The sequence below is a fragment of the Dolichospermum circinale AWQC131C genome (genome assembly GCF_000426905.1).
Lineage (GTDB): Bacteria > Cyanobacteriota > Cyanobacteriia > Cyanobacteriales > Nostocaceae > Dolichospermum > Dolichospermum circinale.
The window spans coordinates 177,082-196,269 of the sequence record NZ_KE384601.1; the positions used below are offsets into that span (position 1 = coordinate 177,082).

Here is a 19,188-nt window from a genome sequence, read left to right on the forward strand (position 1 = left end):
TTATGCAAGGTAAAGATTGGTTTGTTGCAGCAAATGGAGAATATCAAATTTGTAAATCAGCAAGATCATGGGATTTATTGCAGGATAATTATCGTCTATATCGCTTTTTAACTGAAGTGGAAGATGTACTCAATCATGTTGAAGAAGAATCAACCCAACTTCCAGCCGTAAGAAACCTAGTAAGACGATTAATTGTTAATTCCTATTGGGTACAAAGTCAGTTTTTAAAACCTGATGCCAAAACGGGAATTTCTGTTTTATTATTATATGATGAATTAGGATTTCCCTTAACAGTACAAACAGTAACATTTGCACCAGGAACAACTTCCACTATTCATAATCATGGCACATGGGGAGTAATCGCAATATTAAAAGGTCAGGAAAAAAACACATTTTGGCGACGTACTGAAAATCCTGACTTCCCTGATCAAATTGAAAAAACAGGAGAAATAAACTTATTTCCCGGTGACATTATCAGCTTTACATCTGAGACAATACATCATGTTCAAGCAATGGGTGAAGAACCAACAGTAACATTTAATATTTATGGAGAAACCAACCCAAAACAGAGATTTGAATTTGATATAATTAACCACATTGCTAAAAATTTTTAAAGAATTTTCAAGCTAATGGCAAAAACAAAAAATGTTATAATTTCGGGATATAGGTGTTAGCTATCAATCAAAAAAAATTATCTTGAATCTGCGTTTATCTGCGTTTATCTGCGTTTAATTTACATCCAGAAATCAATAGGAGAAATAGCAATGGCCAGAGTAATTTTCTATGAAAAACCAGGCTGTAAAAACAATACCAGACAAAAAGTATTACTCACAGCCGCAGGTCATGAAGTGGTAGCATATAGTTTATTAACAGAACCTTGGACAGTGGAAAAATTACGGTCATTTTTTGGCGATCGCCCGGTAATAGAATGGTTTAATAAAGCCGCACCCAGGGTAAAATCAGGAGAGGTGAATCCTGAAAATATCACCGCTGAAAATGCTTTAATCATGATGCTGAGAGATCCTTTATTAATTCGTCGTCCTTTGATACAAGTAGGAGACAGAAGAGAAATCGGTTTTGATGTGGAGAAAATTGACACATGGATAGGCTTAAAACCTGTGGATGAATCTTTGCAACAAATGAGCGAAAAACTGATGCAGCAAGACCTCCAAGGCTGTGCTAATAAAGATAATCACGACCACCACCATGGTCAAGGTGGTTGTAAAAATCACAAACAATAACTAACAATTTAGTAGGGTGTGTTAGCGTCAGCGTAACGCACCCGTGAACAGTTTATTTTTTAAGTCTATATATTAATAAATATTGGTGCGTTATTTAAGAAGATTTTGTTGGGTAACAAAAGAGTTAACCCAACTTACAAAATATTCAGAATTTGGTTGAATTAATTAACTCATCAAATCTTGAAATAAAGCGGTACTTAAATAGCGTTCACCAAAGGAAGGTTGAATCACCACAATTAATTTACCCGCATTCTCTGGGCGTTTACCGACAACAATAGCCGCACATAAAGCCGCACCAGAAGATATTCCCGACAATAAACCCTCTTCTCTGGCCAATCTACGCCCATACGCTATTGCATCTATATCATCAACTTGGACTATCTCATCAATTAAGTCTTGACGCAAAACATCAGGAACAAAGCCCGCACCAATACCTTGAATTTTATGAGGACCCGGTTTACCGCCTGATAAAATGGGACTGTTGCTAGGTTCTACCGCAATAGCTTGAAAACTGGGTTTGCGTTGTTTAATCACTTCTGCAATACCAGTAATTGTACCACCTGTTCCTACCCCAGCAATTAAAATATCAACTTCTCCGTCCGTATCCGCCCAAATTTCCTCAGCGGTGGTTTCTCTGTGGATTTTCGGATTGGCAGGGTTAGCAAATTGCTGTAACATAAAAGCATGGGGAGTATTCGCCACAATTTCCTCTGCTTTATTAATTGCTCCTCGCATTCCTTGAGTACCGGGTGTTAACTCCAAACTCGCACCATAAGCCCGCAGCATGGCGCGTCTTTCTTGACTCATGGTTTCAGGCATGGTTAAAATCAATTTGTAGCCCCGCGCGGCTGCTACCATGGCTAACGCAATACCTGTATTACCAGAAGTTGGTTCAACTAAAACCGTTTTTCCTGGTGAAATTAAACCTTCAGCTTCAGCGGAAAGAATCATACTTACGCCAATTCTATCTTTGACAGAGGCCGCAGGATTCATACTTTCTAATTTGACAACTATCCTGGCCTTCACTCCTTCGGCTTGAGGAATTTTATTTAACTGAATTAATGGAGTTTTTCCAATTAGTTCTGTTACATCTTTAGCAATTCGCATTTTTTAACTCCTAAACTCCTAAAGTTTATATATTAATCTATTTTGATCAAGTATTGATCTCATTGACTATTGGTATTAACCACGCTTATTCTAGCATAATTTCTATCTATTTCACCAAAAATATTAGTAATTATTAAAAACTATTAGAATATCTTAATGTTGTTTCTGAGTTATTTAAGATATCTTAGGCTTATCTTTGTCATGGAATGCTGTAATTTGAGTACAGTTTGTACTTGGAAATTTTCTTAGCAAAATATCTAAAACTCATAGTCTGTCTTGGTTTGAGTTTGAGTACAAAATACCCCGTCCCCTTTTTCAAAAATGCTAGTCCCCCACTCAATAAATACTAGCACCCCAACCCCAAAAAATATTTTAATTTCTTTTAAATGCTTACCAAATCAGGATCACAGAATTTGAGTAATATCGTAATTATCTTAATAATATTAACTTGAGTCGCTGAAAATTGGCACTAAAAAGGGAACTGATATAAACGATATAGGATTTACGCAGAGATTCCCCTCTACCCCCCGAAGTTCCTCAGATGAAAGTCTGACGAATCAGGGGGGACTTCTTAACTCCTGTATTTGTCATCAGCATATTTTGAATAAAAAAGGTGCAAAAAATCAACATAATCATAAAAATTTTCTTTCTAGGTAATTAAGTCCTGGTAAGGGAGAATAAACATGAAAGTGAAATTTTTAAATCTGCTGACTGTAAGTTTAGTAACTTTAGCATTAATTTCTCCAGGGATCATAGTATTTGCTATAGTTTGGGGACAACATAAAGAGTTCGTTAAAACACAGAATTTATCCTGTGAATTGCAGAAAATAAATATAGCATCTCCAGCATTAGTTCCCCAACCCAAAATTATCAATACTCAGTTATCTTTAGTCAAATCCCAACCATCTGATCACAATTTTCTGCATCAACTAAAAGTTACTGCAAAAAAATATAAATTAGCGACAATTTTGCAATGGTTATTTTTAGTAACACCCATTTTTATTGGTGTAGTCATTATCGCTTATGACAGATATCTTGTCTATCGTGCTGCTGTATTAAAAGAACACATTGCTATGTTAGAAAGAATGTGGGAACAAAGCATCGAACAGTAATTTTTCAACTTAATCATTCACAATAAACTAAATTATCATGACAGACGAACGCCAAACCCAGTATTTTAATTTAATTGATGAACTTCTGCAATGTCCTAATGGTCAAGAACCAGAAGTTTTAGAAGCAAAACCAGAATTAATTGACTCTGGTTTAGTGCAATCAATGTTACAAGTAGCCACAATGTTTGCTCATCAAGGTAATCAAGATGGGGCGCAATTTCTATTTTTTGTTGCTAAACAATTGGCCAAAGAATTAGGTTTATATCCTGAAGTTTCTGATCAAGTTGTCACTCAGGAGTAATCATGTTATTGACTGCAACTGATGCTGGAAAAATATCATTAGAATTTCTCTTAGCAGATTGGAATATTGCTGATGATTTTAGAGATTGGTTTACAGTATTTAATTCTCGCTTAATGGGTGAGAGTTGGTATATTGTAGAATTGGGTGTAGAGGGATTACCTGATAGATGGTTTATGCAGGTTTATGACACAGGAGTTTGTGACCCTAATTATACTTTTATCTCCCCAATTGCTGGTGCAGAAGGATATACAGATTTAACAAATCTACCAGATATTATTGCCGATGTTTTAGTAGCCGAACGTAATTCTCGATAAAAATTGGAAATCTTGAGATCCTCGACTTATTTAAAAAGTCTTGGATCTTTATTTTTGTTATGCTTAAATGACAATTATATGTTATAATAAATAGAGTTATGGACGCTACAGAAGAATCAGTCAAATGATTACTGAAGACATCCTAGCCCAAGAATTTCTCAGAGTGGTAGATGACTATTATCCGTCCGTGGGAGAACTTTTAGAAGGCTGCCACGTGAAAGTTATCACTTGCTTTTGGGGACGACCTGCAAAACGGTTTCAATATATAGGAATTTATTGTCGAGAAGACATAATGCCCTATATTCAAGCCCAAAAACAAATCCTCAGAGAATTAGCTGAAAATATGGGGCTAATTCAAGTAGTTTGTCTCAATGCTAAACGATTGCTACGTGATCCTATGTCGAAGTTAAAACAGTCTGAACCTCGATTATGGTTGGAGTTGCAATTAGTGGCAGCCTAATCTAATATTTGGTTAACAATGAAAACAGGACTTTTCTGCAATTACGAAAATCATCACCATGATGCTAGACGCACTATCTTTGAACAAGTTTTATTGGTGAAGGAGGCTGAAAGTTTAGGTTTTGAAGAAGCCTGGGTAACAGAACATCATTTTAATGAGTTCAATCTCAGTCCTTCAATTCTGCTATTGTTGGCACATTTGGCAGGTGTGACTTCGCAAATTCGTCTAGGAACTGCGGCTGTATTATTGCCATTTCACCAACCAATTCGCGTGGCTGAAGATATTGCTACTTTGGATAATCTTTGTAGTGGTAGGTTGGCTTTTGGAGTAGCTAAAGGTGGACCTTTTCCCCAGCAAAATAAACATTTTGGTGTGAAAATGCAGGAATCTCGCACCAGAATGTTAGAATCAGTGGCATTGATTCAAAAGCTATTATATGAAACTAACGTATCATTTAATGGCGAATATTATCAATGCGAAAATCTGACGATACAACCCCAACCACTGCAAAAACCAATTCCTATATATGTTGCTAGTGGTGATGATGATGCAGTTAAATTTGCTGCTGAAAATTCCTTTGGTTTAATGGGGGGTCCGCCGTTTTCTTTAGCAAGACTAAAGAAGACGGTTAATAAATATCGGGAATTTAATCAAAGTGGTGCAGAAAAGTTCCTGTTAGCGCGGTTCTTTTTTGTGGGTAAAACTCATGATCAAGCAGTAAATGAAGCATTACCTTTTATTCGTCATTTTAGCAAAGAAATGACGGCTAACTCAACTCAAGTAATGGAAAAAAGTCCTCAACAACCAGCATTTGATCGGACAAATATTTGTTTTGATGAGGACTATTTGCTGGAAAATTCAATTATCGGTGATGTCAACGGTTGTCGTGACAAAATCAAGAAATTTCAGGACGAATTAAATCTCAGCACACTAGCGTTAAAACCTTCATCTTTTTCCTTACAGAAAAATCGAGAAAGTTTGCAACGCTACAATCAAGAGGTGCGGAATTATGTCTAAACTTTCCCTACTTCCTCCCGATGATTTACCTCCTACCAAGGTAACAAAAGAGGATGGAATGCTACATTTAGAGTTGGAACAGTCTATTGGTAAATGCTTCTTTTATGCGTGCGATCGCATTACCCAAGTATTACTATCTAATTGTCAGTGGTACATGACCACAAATAAGACGACTTTGATGTTAATTGTAGACTGTCCCGATCTAGTTGCCTATTGGCATATAGTTAGTAATATTCCCCAATTAGGAAATAGGCTGGAAAGATTCACTAAAGATGCCAAAATTCGCGTTTATCCTCCTTTTGGCAAGGGATCACCCTTTGAAATTGGAGTGAATGAAATTTCAGCCTATCGAGATTGGTTGTAAGTCCTAAATTATATTTTAATCCCTAAAATCACCTGATCCTCGACTTCTTGAAAAGTCGGGGATTTATCTTCTATCTTGTTATAATCAAATAAATACAATATAGCAGCCATGATTAACAACATGATTAATAACAAAAAAGAACTATTTGATCGTTGGGCAAATAGTTATGATTGGACATTTCCTTCTTTTATTTATCAAGCAATTCATAAAAGATTACTTTCCCAAGTTGAATTATCAGCAAATGCCAATGTACTTGATTTAGGTTGTGGAACAGGTAGATTATTAAATAGATTAGCAAATCAGTTTCCAGAAATTACAGGCACAGGTTTAGATTTATCTCCGCAAATGTTGCGGGTAGCGAGGCAAAATAACCGCCACCGTCCCCGCTTAATTTACCTTGAAGGTAATGCCGAAAATCTCCCCTTTGCTGAAGGACAATTTAATGCGGTTTTTAATACTATCAGTTTTTTGCATTATCCCCAACCAGACCAGGTTTTAAAAGAAGTAGCAAGGGTACTTTCTCCCGGTGGTAAATTTTATTTAGTGGACATTACTTTTAACAACTCATCATCATGTCAAATTACACCCCATTCTCATACAGCAGTTAGATTTTATAGCCAAAAACAAAGAGAAGAAATGGGGAATAATGCCGGTTTAACTTGTGTAGGTCACTATCCCTTATTAGGGTTTGTATTATTAACTATTTTTCAGAAATAATCTTTGTAGGGTGCGTTAGCGACAGCGTAACGCACCATTTTCTTATGTTAGATAGTTAGTAGATTTAATATCCCCAGTCTAGACTTCCACCTCTTGAACTACCTCTAAAGGTAATTCTAATATTTCTACAATTTCTTGATCATTTAAACCTAATTGCCGTAATTTTTTGATTTTCTCAAATCTCTTTTTATCTGATTTAGTTTTAGTATTTTTAGAACTTACATTTATACAGCCAATTAGATTACTATTAATAGTATTATCCCCCAAAGAAATATTCACATTTCCCTGTCGTTCAAGAACAGATTTAAGATTACCTTTATCAACTGGTTCATCAAAAATATCAGATAACATTTGCAAGAGTTCGTAACCTACATCCTTCGCGTGACCGGGGCTACAACCACAGGTTTCGGCAATATCAGCATACTTTTGATATTTTAGTGTTCCTTCAATAACACCACGTTGTAAGTCGTTGAGATGCTGTCCTGTGTTGAGATAAAGAGCGTCATCCACAAGTTGTAGTAGTTGCTGAACCTGCATATTGATAAATGTAACGCGACATAGATAATTTTAGCAGACTTTATCCGTATTTTTCAGCTTTTTTCCGTCTGTTTTTTAATTTTTTTTACGATCCGCTTTTTTCCGCTTTTCAATGTTAGTTGTTTGGTGTAGTTTCGTATAGATATAAGTCCGCAATTTAACTTGCGGGAGTTCGCACATTTTTCTGCGGGGATACTCGTTGATTTTTTTGGTGAATAGAAATACTATTGGTGAAAGTATTATTGGAACAATAACCCTATGAAATTGTTAAAAACTCTTTTCTCTGTTGGAGTCATCCCAGTTATAGCTATTAGCTTTTTGAGTAAACTAGATGGAGTACCATCAGCTACTGCACAGACTCAACAAATTGCTCAAAGCGAGTCTATTATTTTTGACCCTTACGTTTTTGATGCAAAATATTACATGAGTCTATATCAAGACCTAAGAGAAGAATTTGGTCGAAATAATTTAAGTGCAGCAACCACTCATTGGAAAAACCGTGGACTGCAAGAATCTAGAGAAGGTCATCCTGCTTTTAATGCAAAATATTATCTGAATAGATATCCTGACTTAGCAGCACACTTTGGTACTGTTGGTAGATCTGCTTATATTCGTGGAATTAACCACTGGTTAACAAATGGAATGCGCGAGTGTAGACAAGGTTCTGCAAACTTTAATCCTAGCTACTACTTAGAAAATAATCCAGATGTAGCTCGTGTTTATGGGAAGTCTAACTGTAAAGGAGCTATAGATCATTGGATGAAACGTGGCATAAAAGAGGGAAGACGAGGTACGCCCTAATTTTAGTGTTTTTTCTTCGCTCTTTTGATAATAGGATGATTGTAGGCGATCGCTCTTTCATAATAGGGTGATTTTATGCTAAGTAAGTCGGCACGATAAAATCAATATACATTTTTTTCGTAAAAACCCTGAAATAACCTATCTATAAGGTATTTGTCGAATTTACATTTCGTTACATATGTTGATTCTTTAACGCCAACTTACTTATCGCTCTTTCATAAGAGGATGATTTTGGGCGATCCTAATATTCAGATCCTCGACTTCTCAAAGAAGTTGGGGATCTAGTCTCCCAAATCTATTTACAAAACATCTATTTCTGTTATATAATTAAAGAAAATTTGTAAAATGTTGAGAACCTTATGACTCAGATTACAATTGAAGAAGCTACTCAAAATTTATATAAACTTCTAGAACAAGTCGCTAAAGGTGAGCAATTTATTCTGATGAAAGAAGGCAAAGAAATTGCCCGTCTTCTTCCTCCCCAACAGGTAAAAAAAGTATTTCCTAGTTTAAACGATTTTAGAAAATCCATAGTTTTAAAAGGAAGTTCAATGAGTACCACGATATTAGAAGAAAGAGAGAACGAAAGATATTGATTTATTTAGATACTAGCGCCATTGTTCCTTATTATGTGCCTGAAAAATTAAGTGCTGTTGTTGAACAACTATTACAAAAACAAGAAGATAAACCGATCATTAGTCAATTAGTTGAGGTGGAATTATTTTCTGCCTTATCTCGTAGGGTAAGAATGGGTGAAATTTCCCAAAATGACGCTAGACGGATTACAGAATTGTTTGAAAATCATCTTAGATTACTTGGTCGAACTTAGCGATCGCACTTCCCACTATATTCAGATCCCCGGTGATATATAGGGGGTATGCACTTGAGTGAGATACATCCTAAGCCCCTTCCTCGCTTGCGGGGAGGGGGGTGGGGTTTTTGTATCTTACTCAACCGATAACCTCTATAAATAGTGTAAACTATATTATAATTTCTAGTAAAAGTTGCTTTTCTGTTAAACCACTTACCTTGAGGACTTTATATGAAATTATCATGATTATTTTTGTAAATAGTTTTTTCTAGTTTCATATAACTTCCTCTTGACTTAACCACCCATACCAATCTTCCAAACCTTCCCCAGTAGTAGCAGAAACTTGGAACACTTGGATTTTGGGATTTACCTGTTTAGCATATTCAATACAACGCTGAACATCAAAATTGATATAAGGTAATAAATCAATTTTCGTTAAAATCATAATATCACTACTGCGAAACATATAAGGGTATTTAATGGGTTTATCTTCCCCTTCCGTTACCGATAAAATTACCACCTTAGCCGCTTCTCCCAAGTCAAACAAAGCCGGACAAACCAAATTTCCGACATTTTCAATCATCACCACAGAATTAAGGGGCGGATTCAATTCTTGCAGCCCTTTTTCTATCATAGAAGCATCTAAATGACAACCCGTACCCGTGTTAATTTGTACCACTTGACAACCAGTGGATTTAATTTTTTCAGCATCATTTGTAGTTTCTTGATCACCTTCAATAACGCTGATAGTTAGTGTATTTTTTAAATCATTAATAGTGCGAGTTAATAAAGTAGTTTTGCCAGCACCGGGAGAACTCATTAAATTTAAAGCCAGAATATTTCGACCTTTAAACCAGCCGCGATTCTGGGCAGCTAATAGGTTATTTTTACCTAATATTTCTTGTTCTAAAGATATGGTTGTATTATGGATTTGAGCATGAATTTGGGTTGTTTCCTCATGATGATGAGAATGAGTAATTACAGTTCCATCTGCTAAAGTATGAGTATGATGGTGTTCATTTTCCATATTTGTAATTGTTGTTTGATTATCACCAGAACATCCGCAATTTACACACATAATTCCTCTACTTCAATTTCTTTAATTTTTAGTTCTTCACCAGCTATTATATCTAATTTAATACTACCACATTCACAAATACCAAAAGGTTTTTCGACATAAAAATTTGTACCACATTGACGACATTTAGCCATTCCTGGTATTTCCAAAATTTCTAATCTTGCCCCTTCAACTATTGTACCTTGGGCGCAAATATCAAAACAAAATTTAATTGCATCTGGCATAATAGCCGATAATTTACCAACTTCTAATAATACTCTTTGGACTTTTTTACCTTGGGCATTTTCGGTGACTATGGCAATGATGTTTTGGGTGATTCCGAGTTCGTGCATATTAGGTGACAGTTGAGCCGTTACAGACAATTTGGAGTATAATGAAGTACACATCAATTTATTTCCTGTTCCCTAAAACTAAAAAACTTTGTATCTCACGAGCATGGGAACTGCTATAATAATTTTTGTAAGAGATTATAAATATCTTCCTTATTACCTTCCTTTCTTAAACCTATGCCAACTACTAAAACAACTACCTTATCATTTTCCACTTGATAAACTATACGGTAGCGTTGCCCTACAGCCCTAAGACTACGATAATTTATTAGTTGTCCAGTTAAAGGTTTTCCCTGCTTTTCAGGTTCTATTTTTAGTTTATCAATTCGTGAAATTAGAGCTTTTTGGTGACGTTTATCTTTAATATTTGTTAACATCTCCAATGCTAAAGGCGTTAACTGAATTTCAAATTCAATATTATCAGTTTGTGGTTTTTCAAAGTCCGAGTTTGAGTTTTGCATCATGCCAACTAATAGTTTCTCCCCTGTGTGCTTGAGCTATACTTTGTTGTAATTGTTGGTTAAATTCTTGATCAAATAAAATTGCTAAAGTTTCTAATAAAGATTCATATTGCTCAAAACTAATAGCCGCCATAACTGGTTTACCATGTTTGGTAATAATTATTGGCTCTTGTTGTACATCATCTGGCAAATGTAAAATTTGCTGTTGTGCTTCTGTAATTGTGAGGTGTTTTAACATATTCTGGTAACAAATAAGTATTGTATATGATTATATCACTAATTCATGCACAAGATACCCGACTTCTGTGTTGATGATAGAATTTGTAGGTTGGGTTAAGCGACAGCGCAACCCAACAAAACCGCAAAAATGTCGAAAATGTTGGGTTTCCTTTGTCAACCCAACCTACTATGGATTTTAACATATTCTGGGCAGTTGATCACCTACTAACATATCTATGATTCTTTCTGCAGCAAAGACGGTTTTTAAAAAGACTATTCCTGGTGGGTGGGGAATTATTTCACCTATAATAGATGCTTGTTTTCCTGTGGGGTGGTTTTTCATTGTTGCTAAAATCAAATCGGCTTTTTCTGGAGGTGCAACTATGACTAATTTTCCTTCGTTGGCTAAATATAAGGGTTCTAAACCTAAGATTTCACATACTCCATTTACTTCTTCTTTAATGGGAATTGCATTTTCATGAATGCGTATTCCTAAGTTGGAAGTGAGGGCAAATTCATTTAAGACTGTGGCTAAACCTCCTCTAGTTGCGTCTCGCATGGCGTGAATTTGGGGACAAATTTTAATAATTTCGGCGACTAATTCATGCAGTGGTTGACAATCACTTTCTATATCTGTTTCTAATGCTAATTCTCCTCTGGCAATTAATATTGCTGTGCCATGATTTCCAATTTCTCCATTAATAATTACTACGTCTCCCGGTTGAATGTTGCGAGGAGAAATGTCAATGTTTGGGGGAATTATGCCAATGCCGGCAGTGTTTATAAATAATTTATCGGCACAACCTCTATTAACGACTTTGGTGTCTCCTGTGACTATTTGCACTCCAGCTTTTTCCGCTGCTTTCTGCATACTAGCTACAACTTTTCTTAATGTTTCTATGGGTAAACCTTCTTCTAAAATCATGCTACAAGTCAGATATAAAGGTTTTGCACCACTCACGGCTAAATCATTAATTGTACCATTAATTGCTAATTCTCCTATGTCTGAACCAGGAAAAAATAAAGGATCTACTACATAGGAATCTGTGGTAAATGCTAATCGTTTTCCATGTTGAGAAAGACTCAGTAAATCAAATGTGGCTTGGTCTTCTAATTGGGATAAAATCGGATTATCAAAACTTTTCACAAAGATATCGGCGATTAAATCTCTCATGGCTTTACCACCGCTACCATGGGATAAGTTAATGTGAGTATCTCTTATCTTTCCTTGACGACGACGGACTTGCTCAATTTTTTGGAAAAGTGGATTTTGATGAGAGTTAATTGTCATTTTGAAAATTGCTTTGTAATTATTTGTAATTATATTTTTTGTTGTGGGACAGGCATCTTGCCTGTCATTATTAGTTAATTATCTGCCAGTTTCTTCATGTCTACCAGCGTGTTTATCAGAGTGTAAAACCCCTCCAACCGCCCAATTATCCCGTTCAAATTCATCAATATGAATAGTTATCCATTCTGGTTTTGTTCCTAGTGCAGAAACTAAAGCTTCAGTGACAGCTTGGGCTAGTTTACGCTTTTTTTCTATGGAGTGACCCTTACCAATTTGAACAGTGACAAAAGGCATATAATTTTCCTCAAATTGTGCAATTTAGACTGATATAGGTTCGGACGATACACCTGATTTATCTGTTTTTGCCATGGTTGACAGTCGCCCATATTTGTAATATGCTGCACAAGCACCTTCAGAAGAAACCATACAAGTTCCTATGGGTGTTTCTGGTGTGCAAGCTGTTCCAAATACTTGACATTGCCAAGGTTTTAAAACTCCTTTGAGAATTTCTCCACATTGACAAGCTTTATGATCTGCTATTTTTAAATTCGGAATTGTAAATTTAACTTCAGCATCAAATTGGGCATATTCTGGGCGAATTTTGAAACCGGAATTGGGTATTTCTCCTAAACCTCGCCATGCAAATTTTTCTCGCACTGTAAAAACTTGATTCATGGCTGTTAATGCGTTTTGATTTCCCCTAGTTTCTACTAAACGGTTATATTGATTTTCAACTTGACAACGATTTTCTACTATTTGTTTTAATAACATCCAAATTGATTGGAAGATATCTAATGGTTCAAAGCCAGAAATAACAATTGGTTTATGATATTGTTGGGTAATAAATTCATAAGGTTCTGTGCCTATTACCATACTTACATGACCAGGACCAATAAAACCATCAAGTTGTAAATCGGGATTTTCTAATAATGCTTGCAAGGCGGGAATTACTAATACATGATTAGAAAACATACTAAAATTAGTGATATTTTCTGCGGCTGCTTGAAGTATGGTAAATGCAGTGCTGGGGGCGGTGGTTTCAAAGCCTAAACCGAAAAATACTATTTCTTTATGGGGGTTTTCTCTGGCTATTTTCAGGCTATCTAAGGGTGAATAAATCATGCGAATATCCGCACCTTGGGCTTTAGCTTGCAAAAGGCTGGTTTTTGCACCAGGTACACGCATTGCGTCGCCAAATGTGGTAAATATGATGTTGGGTAGTTGACACAGTGCGATCGCATCTTCTATTCTACCTTTAGGCATCACACAAACTGGACAACCAGGACCATGAATTAATTCTATATTATCGGGTAATATTTCTTCGATTCCATATTTAAAAATAGAATGGGTATGTCCTCCACATACTTCCATGATTTTTAAATGTCTATTTATTTGTTGGCTGAGTTTGGTTATTTCTTGTTGTAAAGCTTGGGCTTTTTCGGGGTTGCGAAATTCGTCTACATATTTCATATCAATTTTAGATTTTAGATTTTAGATTTTGGATTAATTACTTTACAAAACATAAATTGATTAGCTATGATTAGCTAGAATGTCATTATTTTGTTTTTCCAGTCCGTTTTAAGGGACTTTTGCTATTAGCCTTGTACTTTAGTGCAAGGCGGCTATTTCTTGCAATAATTTTAATGTTTCTGCTGCTTCTTTTTCGTTGATTCTGTTCATAGCAAAACCAACATGAACTAATACCCAATCTCCTATACAAGCTTCTGGTGGGTGTTGTTGGTCAACTATACAGGCTATGTTTATTTCTCTTTTCACTCCTCCAATATTAACTGTGGCTAGTTTGTGTTCTCTGTTGGTTATTTCTGTTATTTGTCCGGGTATTCCTAAACACATTTTAGTTTTCCTTTTTTAAGATTTATCTCACGCAGAGGCGCGGAGACAACGGAGGTTTTTATAGCGTTTCTTTTAAGTATTTAGCGGCTGCAATTACACTTTGTCCTAGTGATAATCCTCCATCATTTGTTGGTACTATACTATGAGTTAATACGTTAATTTCTAATTTTTCTAATTGCATTTTTACCTGTTGTAATAAAATTTGGTTCTGAAATACTCCTCCTGTTAATACTACTTGATTAAATTGATTTTCTTGTTTCAATTTTTTAACTATTTTGACGGTGGTTATAGCTAAACTTTGATGAAATTTTGCAGCTATTTCTGATGATGAAATGTGCTGTTTTATATCATTCAAAATTTCTCGCCATGTCGGGGATGTATCTATATAATATATATTAGCTGATTTTTCCAATTTAAAGGAATAATTTAGAGTTTCTTTATCATTGTTTAAAATATTGGTATCAGCTATTGCTTCCATTTCTATGGCTGCTTGTCCTTCATAGCTGCATTGTTCTGGACAAATACCTATGGCTGCTGCAACTGCATCAAATAATCTTCCTACTGACGATGTTAAGGGTGAATTAATACCTTTTTCTATGATTTGGTTGAGTAGTTTAGGGTTTTTATGTTCTAAAAATTTGATTATTGCTAAATCCCTGTATTTTTCTGGTATTTCTTGCCAACTAAAAGCATTAATTAATTGAGAATAGGTATTTCTCCAAGGTTGATAAATTGCCTGTTTTCCTCCTATCATAGCCATTGGTTTAAATGTTGCTAATCTTTGAAAACTTTGATAATCTGCTAATAAAAATTCTCCTCCCCATAATGTACCGTCTTCTCCATATCCTAAACCATCAAAGGCTATTCCTAAAATCGGTTTTGTATCTAAAGAAATTTGATTTTCTGCCATACAAGCGGCTATATGGGCGTGATGATGTTGAATTTCTGCTAATTTAATATGATTAACCGTTGCTAGTTGTTTACCAAGTTTAGATGATAAGTATTCTGGATGTTTATCAATAGCAATTATTTCTGGCTTATGTTCAAACAAATTTAGATATAAATTCAATGTTTCTTGATAAGCATTAAACGCGGACGCATTTTCTAAATCTCCTAAATGTTGTGATAAAATCGCCTCACCTTCTCTTAATAAACAAAAGGTATTTTTCAACTCACTACCCATGGCTAAAATAGGCGGTATTTTTTCAAATCCCGGTGGTAAAATAATTGGTGCTGGTGCATATCCTCTAGCACGTCTGAGGGTTTGAATTTTATTGTCAATAACTCTAACTACCGAATCATCTACTCTATTAACAATATCTCGATTATGTAATAGAAAATAATCAGCTATTTTCGATAATTTATCTTTAGCCTCTTCATTATTTATACATTGTGGTTCATCAGAAATATTAGCACTAGTTAAAACTATTGGTACTTTCATTCTTTTGAGAATTAAATGATGTAAAGGCGTATAAGGTAACATAAAACCCAGAGTATTTTGTCCTGGTGCTATAGAAGAAGCTAATTTATTATTATCTTTAATTTTTAATAAAACAATAGGTGCAGCCGAACTTGTTAATAATTCTTTTTCTAAATCATTAATATAGCAATATTCAGAAATAATATTCATATCTCTAGCCATTAAAGCCAAAGGTTTATGATATCTATGTTTACGAGTTCTGAGTTTTTGAACTGCATTTTCCAAAGTAGCATCACAAGCCAAATGAAAACCACCTAAACCTTTAATAGCGACAACTTCACCCTTTTGTAATAAAGTACAAACAGCATCCAAATCATCCAACATTGAGAACATATCAGATATCACAGGTTTACCGTCAGCCCTTTCTAACCATGCACGAGGTCCGCATACAAAACAAGCCACAGGTTGAGCATGAAAACGACGATTTTCCACATCTTCATATTCCCTTTTACATTCCTTACACATGGGAAAATTGGCCATACTCGTATTATCCCTATCGTAAGGAATAGCGCGAATAATAGTTAACCTTGGACCACAATGAGTACAATTAGTAAAAGGATAACGAAAATAACGACTAAAAGGATCAAAAATTTCCCTTTGACATTGGGGACAACTTGCAGCGTCAGGAGAAACTTGAGTTTTTATCACACTATTAACACTTGGAGAAATCACAAAATTATCAAAATTAAATTCTCCCCAATATAGACTTCTGACCACCTGATTAATTTTTGCCAAAGGCGGACATTCTTGATATAATTTATTCACAAACTCCGTTATTATTTCCTCACTACCAGAAACACGAATTAACACCCCTTTTCCATCATTATAAACCTCCCCTTTCAAACGTAAAATATTAGCTAAACGATAAACGGTAGGACGGAAACCCACACCTTGTACAATCCCACTAACCCTAATTTCTTCTATTCTCATTCTTCCTTCCTTTGCGTCTTTGCGACTTTGCGTGAGATAATCAAAACTTCCAAATCAAAACGCGATTATTCCCAGAATCGGCAATTACCGCAACTTCTCCACAAACCTTAACTCCATAACACCAATTTAAACTTTGTCGTGTTGGTAGTCCAAAATTGCGATTTTCACTTTTATTTGTAAAGTTATCTTGCCCAATGACAATATCAGCATCTGCACCCTGTAATAATAAAATAGATTCTCGTTTTTTCCATCCTACTAAACGCGAATTAGCCGTGTCAGCTACCATTAAATAATCTCCCCAAATATCTACTCCATAAGGCATACTTAAACTACTAGCACTAGGAAAATAAACCCCTTGATTTAATTCTACAAAATTAAAGTTTTTTTGTCCTAAAATCACCGCACAAGGAGTATTATTTTCTGTTGGTATTCCCGGCCAAATCATGATCCTGTTATTACCCGCATCAGCAACCACTAAATTATCATCCCACATCGTGATATCATGACACCAACGCATACTAGCAGCAGTGGGAGAACTACCCCCATTTTCATTGCGTGATATCATATCTGGTTGTCCCAAAACTATATCCGCAGGTTGACCATTTTCTGTGGGTAATTGATTCCAAATTAATAACCGACGATTTCCGGTATCAGCTACAAATAGCTGACCTTGATGATAAAAAATACCGTAAGGCCAATGGAGAGTATTAGCTGCGGGTTGTTGGTTTCCTCGATTTGGTTTATTATCAAGAAAGTTAGTTTGTCCTAATACTAAATCTGCGGGAATATGACTATCATTAGGTGTATTATACCAGATTAAAATACGATGATTCCAAGCATCTGCAACCGCTAAACCATGACCACATTTACAAATACCCGTAGGTACACTAAATGTAGATTTTCCTGGTGTATTTTTGGCATTTTGTCCTTCATGAAAAAAGTCTGGTTGTCCTATTACCCAGTCCGCAGGTTCATAATCTTTTGTGGGTAAATTTTGCCACCCCAATAAACGATGATGTCCCGTATCTGCTACCCATAACGGTCCTGTTGGTGATAATAAACAAGCTGCACGGGGTCCAAACATTGTTGTCGGAGTGGGTACAAGGGGAATTACCAACTGTTCGGGTGTAATATTATTTCCTAATATTATTTTCGCGCTATCAGGGAAGAGGGAGAAATGGGATATATTTTGGGTTTGCAATGTAGACAAGGAATTAATGTTTATGCTATTTAATCCAGGTTTAGTTAATAAAATTGTAGGTTGGGTTGACGCAAGGAAACCCAACATATTTAGATGATCGGAAAACCTGGAATAATTCTATCAATTTCCTCCATTATTCGGAAAGTTTCTGTTAAGGAGATAACAATTTTTTGATAATGGTTAATTTCTTCAGTAGATAATTGACGTTTGGCGTTTTTTCTGTCTTTTAACCATTTATCTAATACTTGGTATCCACCAATTTTAAATTCCCAGATATGTGGAGGAATATTGGTAAAATAACTCTGTTTATTGATATATACTCTTTGCAATTCTGAATTATAGGTAACTTCAGTAATTTGATTATCTCCTATTGTTTGATAGGTTGTCATTAAATTATTGAGTGTATCAGATTTCATTAAATGTAAGTTAACTAATTCTTCTCCTTTGATAACTAATGAATTAAATAGGTTTTGATTACTAGTTAAGGGAAGACGGGGAAAATCTATTTTCAGAAATTCAGCGTATCTAGTGCGGTATGTAGGACTGTGAAATATAGCATAAGCATAGTAAAAGATTTGTTCTGGTGTGGGTATTTTACCAAGTTTTTCTTTGATAGCTTCTAAGAATTTTGGGGATAGGTTAGGAGTTTTTTCTAGAAAAAGATTTGTTTGTTTATTTTCTGTATTTGGGTATGTGTAGAGAGGAAAAACATAAGTCCTTTCTCTACTTGCTGATGAAATAGAACAGATTTCAGGAACTGAGTTAGTAACAAAAATATGTCTCCACCCCATAATAGAAAGCTGACGATTACATAATAAACTCAGATTATCTTGTATTAGATGCTGTTTCAATGGTGGACGCGGAAAATCCATTGCTACTGTACTTAAATAACAGAAACGCTTATCAAAAGGACGATACAAACAACTAATTAAATCATTTTCCCAGTTGAGATTTTTTCTAACTTGTTTTCGTGCTTCAGCTAAATTCCAATCTCTACTATCATGAATAGTATATAATTCTTGCAAATAATCATTAGATAAATCTTCAGATATTAAATCACGTATTCTTTTTTTAATTACATCTCTATCAAAATCTATTGCAAAGTTATCTCTATGAGTAGTAAAACCACTGGAATTAATTATAAATATATCGCTGATTAAGCATCCTTGATTATATTCCGTTGCTAAATCAAAATCTTTCGGTGCAAAAAAGTAATTAGGTTCAGTAGGTTTTACTTCTATCCAATTAACATTATCTAAACTTGCAGATTCTAAAAACTTATATTTATCCTCGCGTCTTCCCCACAGATCATAATATAACACCTTAGCCATTTCCTTAACACCATCTCTGGATTTATAAGCAGTAGAACCATAATCAGGTTTATCTTTTTCCCGCACAGCAATTAAAATCGCTACACCCTGTTGAATATCAAACACATTTTGATCAATATTTCCCTCTGGAGTGGTTTCTTTTAATAAAGAATTACCATGTAAATCCATGATATATAATGTATCAAAATACTTTAATAATTCTTCCCTCATACCTCGATGAATTAAACCATTG

General features: G+C 35.1%; 25 protein-coding genes. 12 read left to right on the top strand and 13 right to left on the bottom strand.

Annotated elements, in window-relative coordinates; all coding sequences use genetic code 11:
* Positions 1 to 2 precede the first annotated feature (2 nt).
* Both ACIR131C_RS0107585 and ACIR131C_RS0107590 read left to right on the top strand, forming a co-directional pair.
* The gene (locus tag ACIR131C_RS0107585; protein WP_028089716.1) at positions 3 to 614 is read left to right on the top strand and encodes a cysteine dioxygenase family protein; all 612 of its coding nucleotides are present in this window, start codon (positions 3 to 5) and stop codon (positions 612 to 614) included.
* Positions 615 to 764: 150 nt separating this feature from the next.
* A complete protein-coding gene (locus ACIR131C_RS0107590; protein WP_028083562.1) occupies positions 765 to 1,241 on the top strand; it encodes an ArsC/Spx/MgsR family protein in 477 nt (158 codons plus the stop codon).
* Positions 1,242 to 1,406: 165 nt separating this feature from the next.
* Here the strand turns inward: ACIR131C_RS0107590 and cysK are convergent, their stop codons facing one another.
* Positions 1,407 to 2,348: a cysteine synthase A gene (cysK, locus tag ACIR131C_RS0107595; protein ID WP_028083563.1), complete on the bottom strand. Its 942-nt coding sequence runs from the start codon at positions 2,346 to 2,348 to the stop codon at positions 1,407 to 1,409.
* Positions 2,349 to 3,031: 683 nt separating this feature from the next.
* Here cysK and ACIR131C_RS0107600 point away from each other — a divergent pair.
* The 7 genes from ACIR131C_RS0107600 to ACIR131C_RS0107635 all read left to right on the top strand — a co-directional run bounded on the left by ACIR131C_RS0107600 (position 3,032) and on the right by ACIR131C_RS0107635 (position 6,633).
* Positions 3,032 to 3,460, top strand: coding sequence for a hypothetical protein (locus ACIR131C_RS0107600; RefSeq protein ID WP_028089717.1), 429 nt, complete (start codon positions 3,032 to 3,034; stop codon positions 3,458 to 3,460).
* A gap of 37 nt (positions 3,461 to 3,497) precedes the next feature.
* Complete coding sequence (locus tag ACIR131C_RS0107605) at positions 3,498 to 3,761, top strand: hypothetical protein (RefSeq protein WP_028083565.1); 264 nt, start codon at positions 3,498 to 3,500, stop codon at positions 3,759 to 3,761.
* 2 nt (positions 3,762 to 3,763) lie between these two features.
* Positions 3,764 to 4,075 (top strand): hypothetical protein, encoded by a 312-nt coding sequence (locus ACIR131C_RS0107610; protein WP_028089718.1) that lies wholly within the window; start codon positions 3,764 to 3,766, stop codon positions 4,073 to 4,075.
* A 124-nt stretch (positions 4,076 to 4,199) separates the two neighbouring features.
* A complete protein-coding gene (locus ACIR131C_RS0107615; RefSeq protein WP_028083567.1) occupies positions 4,200 to 4,535 on the top strand; it encodes a hypothetical protein in 336 nt (111 codons plus the stop codon).
* Between the two features lie 18 nt (positions 4,536 to 4,553).
* On the top strand, positions 4,554 to 5,552 hold the full coding sequence (locus tag ACIR131C_RS0107620; RefSeq protein WP_028083568.1) for an LLM class flavin-dependent oxidoreductase: 999 nt from the start codon (positions 4,554 to 4,556) through the stop codon (positions 5,550 to 5,552).
* A complete protein-coding gene (locus ACIR131C_RS0107625) occupies positions 5,545 to 5,916 on the top strand; it encodes a hypothetical protein (RefSeq protein WP_028083569.1) in 372 nt (123 codons plus the stop codon). The genes ACIR131C_RS0107620 and ACIR131C_RS0107625 overlap by 8 nt, the downstream gene beginning before the upstream one ends.
* Before the next feature lie 108 nt (positions 5,917 to 6,024).
* Positions 6,025 to 6,633 carry a class I SAM-dependent methyltransferase gene (locus tag ACIR131C_RS0107635; protein WP_028089719.1) on the top strand — a complete coding sequence of 203 codons (609 nt, stop codon included), beginning with the start codon at positions 6,025 to 6,027 and terminating at the stop codon, positions 6,631 to 6,633.
* Positions 6,634 to 6,711: 78 nt separating this feature from the next.
* Here the strand turns inward: ACIR131C_RS0107635 and ACIR131C_RS0107640 are convergent, their stop codons facing one another.
* A complete protein-coding gene (locus ACIR131C_RS0107640; RefSeq protein WP_028089720.1) occupies positions 6,712 to 7,170 on the bottom strand; it encodes a helix-turn-helix domain-containing protein in 459 nt (152 codons plus the stop codon).
* 258 nt (positions 7,171 to 7,428) lie between these two features.
* On the opposite strand from ACIR131C_RS0107640, the gene ACIR131C_RS0107645 reads away from it, so the two are divergent.
* The 3 genes from ACIR131C_RS0107645 to ACIR131C_RS22180 all read left to right on the top strand — a co-directional run bounded on the left by ACIR131C_RS0107645 (position 7,429) and on the right by ACIR131C_RS22180 (position 8,800).
* The gene (locus ACIR131C_RS0107645) at positions 7,429 to 7,971 is read left to right on the top strand and encodes a hypothetical protein (protein WP_028089721.1); all 543 of its coding nucleotides are present in this window, start codon (positions 7,429 to 7,431) and stop codon (positions 7,969 to 7,971) included.
* A 359-nt stretch (positions 7,972 to 8,330) separates the two neighbouring features.
* Positions 8,331 to 8,567, top strand: a complete 237-nt coding sequence (locus ACIR131C_RS0107650; protein ID WP_028083571.1) for a type II toxin-antitoxin system Phd/YefM family antitoxin — start codon at positions 8,331 to 8,333, stop codon at positions 8,565 to 8,567.
* Positions 8,564 to 8,800 (top strand): type II toxin-antitoxin system VapC family toxin, encoded by a 237-nt coding sequence (locus ACIR131C_RS22180; RefSeq protein ID WP_051347512.1) that lies wholly within the window; start codon positions 8,564 to 8,566, stop codon positions 8,798 to 8,800. The genes ACIR131C_RS0107650 and ACIR131C_RS22180 overlap by 4 nt, the downstream gene beginning before the upstream one ends.
* 256 nt (positions 8,801 to 9,056) lie before the next feature.
* Here the strand turns inward: ACIR131C_RS22180 and hypB are convergent, their stop codons facing one another.
* From hypB to ACIR131C_RS22185, 11 genes are all read right to left on the bottom strand, one after another.
* Positions 9,057 to 9,860, bottom strand: a complete 804-nt coding sequence (gene hypB, locus ACIR131C_RS0107660) for a hydrogenase nickel incorporation protein HypB (protein WP_028089722.1) — start codon at positions 9,858 to 9,860, stop codon at positions 9,057 to 9,059.
* Positions 9,851 to 10,192, bottom strand: a complete 342-nt coding sequence (gene hypA / locus ACIR131C_RS0107665; RefSeq protein WP_028089723.1) for a hydrogenase maturation nickel metallochaperone HypA — start codon at positions 10,190 to 10,192, stop codon at positions 9,851 to 9,853. The genes hypB and hypA overlap by 10 nt, the downstream gene beginning before the upstream one ends.
* 113 nt (positions 10,193 to 10,305) lie before the next feature.
* Positions 10,306 to 10,653, bottom strand: a complete 348-nt coding sequence (locus tag ACIR131C_RS0107670) for a type II toxin-antitoxin system RelE family toxin (protein ID WP_231395417.1) — start codon at positions 10,651 to 10,653, stop codon at positions 10,306 to 10,308.
* Positions 10,625 to 10,888 (bottom strand): type II toxin-antitoxin system Phd/YefM family antitoxin, encoded by a 264-nt coding sequence (locus ACIR131C_RS0107675; RefSeq protein ID WP_028089725.1) that lies wholly within the window; start codon positions 10,886 to 10,888, stop codon positions 10,625 to 10,627. Before ACIR131C_RS0107675 ends, ACIR131C_RS0107670 begins: the two co-directional genes overlap by 29 nt.
* 177 nt (positions 10,889 to 11,065) lie before the next feature.
* Positions 11,066 to 12,160, bottom strand: coding sequence for a hydrogenase expression/formation protein HypE (gene hypE, locus ACIR131C_RS0107680; protein ID WP_028089726.1), 1,095 nt, complete (start codon positions 12,158 to 12,160; stop codon positions 11,066 to 11,068).
* Positions 12,161 to 12,238: 78 nt separating this feature from the next.
* Complete coding sequence (locus tag ACIR131C_RS0107685) at positions 12,239 to 12,454, bottom strand: tautomerase family protein (protein WP_028089727.1); 216 nt, start codon at positions 12,452 to 12,454, stop codon at positions 12,239 to 12,241.
* 24 nt (positions 12,455 to 12,478) lie between these two features.
* Positions 12,479 to 13,630: a hydrogenase formation protein HypD gene (hypD, locus tag ACIR131C_RS0107690; protein ID WP_028089728.1), complete on the bottom strand. Its 1,152-nt coding sequence runs from the start codon at positions 13,628 to 13,630 to the stop codon at positions 12,479 to 12,481.
* A 138-nt stretch (positions 13,631 to 13,768) separates the two neighbouring features.
* Complete coding sequence (locus tag ACIR131C_RS0107695; RefSeq protein ID WP_028089729.1) at positions 13,769 to 14,014, bottom strand: HypC/HybG/HupF family hydrogenase formation chaperone; 246 nt, start codon at positions 14,012 to 14,014, stop codon at positions 13,769 to 13,771.
* A gap of 58 nt (positions 14,015 to 14,072) precedes the next feature.
* On the bottom strand, positions 14,073 to 16,424 hold the full coding sequence (gene hypF, locus ACIR131C_RS0107700) for a carbamoyltransferase HypF (RefSeq protein WP_028089730.1): 2,352 nt from the start codon (positions 16,422 to 16,424) through the stop codon (positions 14,073 to 14,075).
* A gap of 40 nt (positions 16,425 to 16,464) precedes the next feature.
* Entirely contained in the window at positions 16,465 to 17,625 is a 1,161-nt protein-coding gene (locus ACIR131C_RS0107705; RefSeq protein WP_028089731.1) for an NHL repeat-containing protein, read from the bottom strand.
* Positions 17,626 to 17,714: 89 nt separating this feature from the next.
* Positions 17,715 to 19,188 (bottom strand): type ISP restriction/modification enzyme (locus ACIR131C_RS22185; protein WP_035371631.1); only part of this gene is annotated, 1,474 nt, incomplete at its 5' end.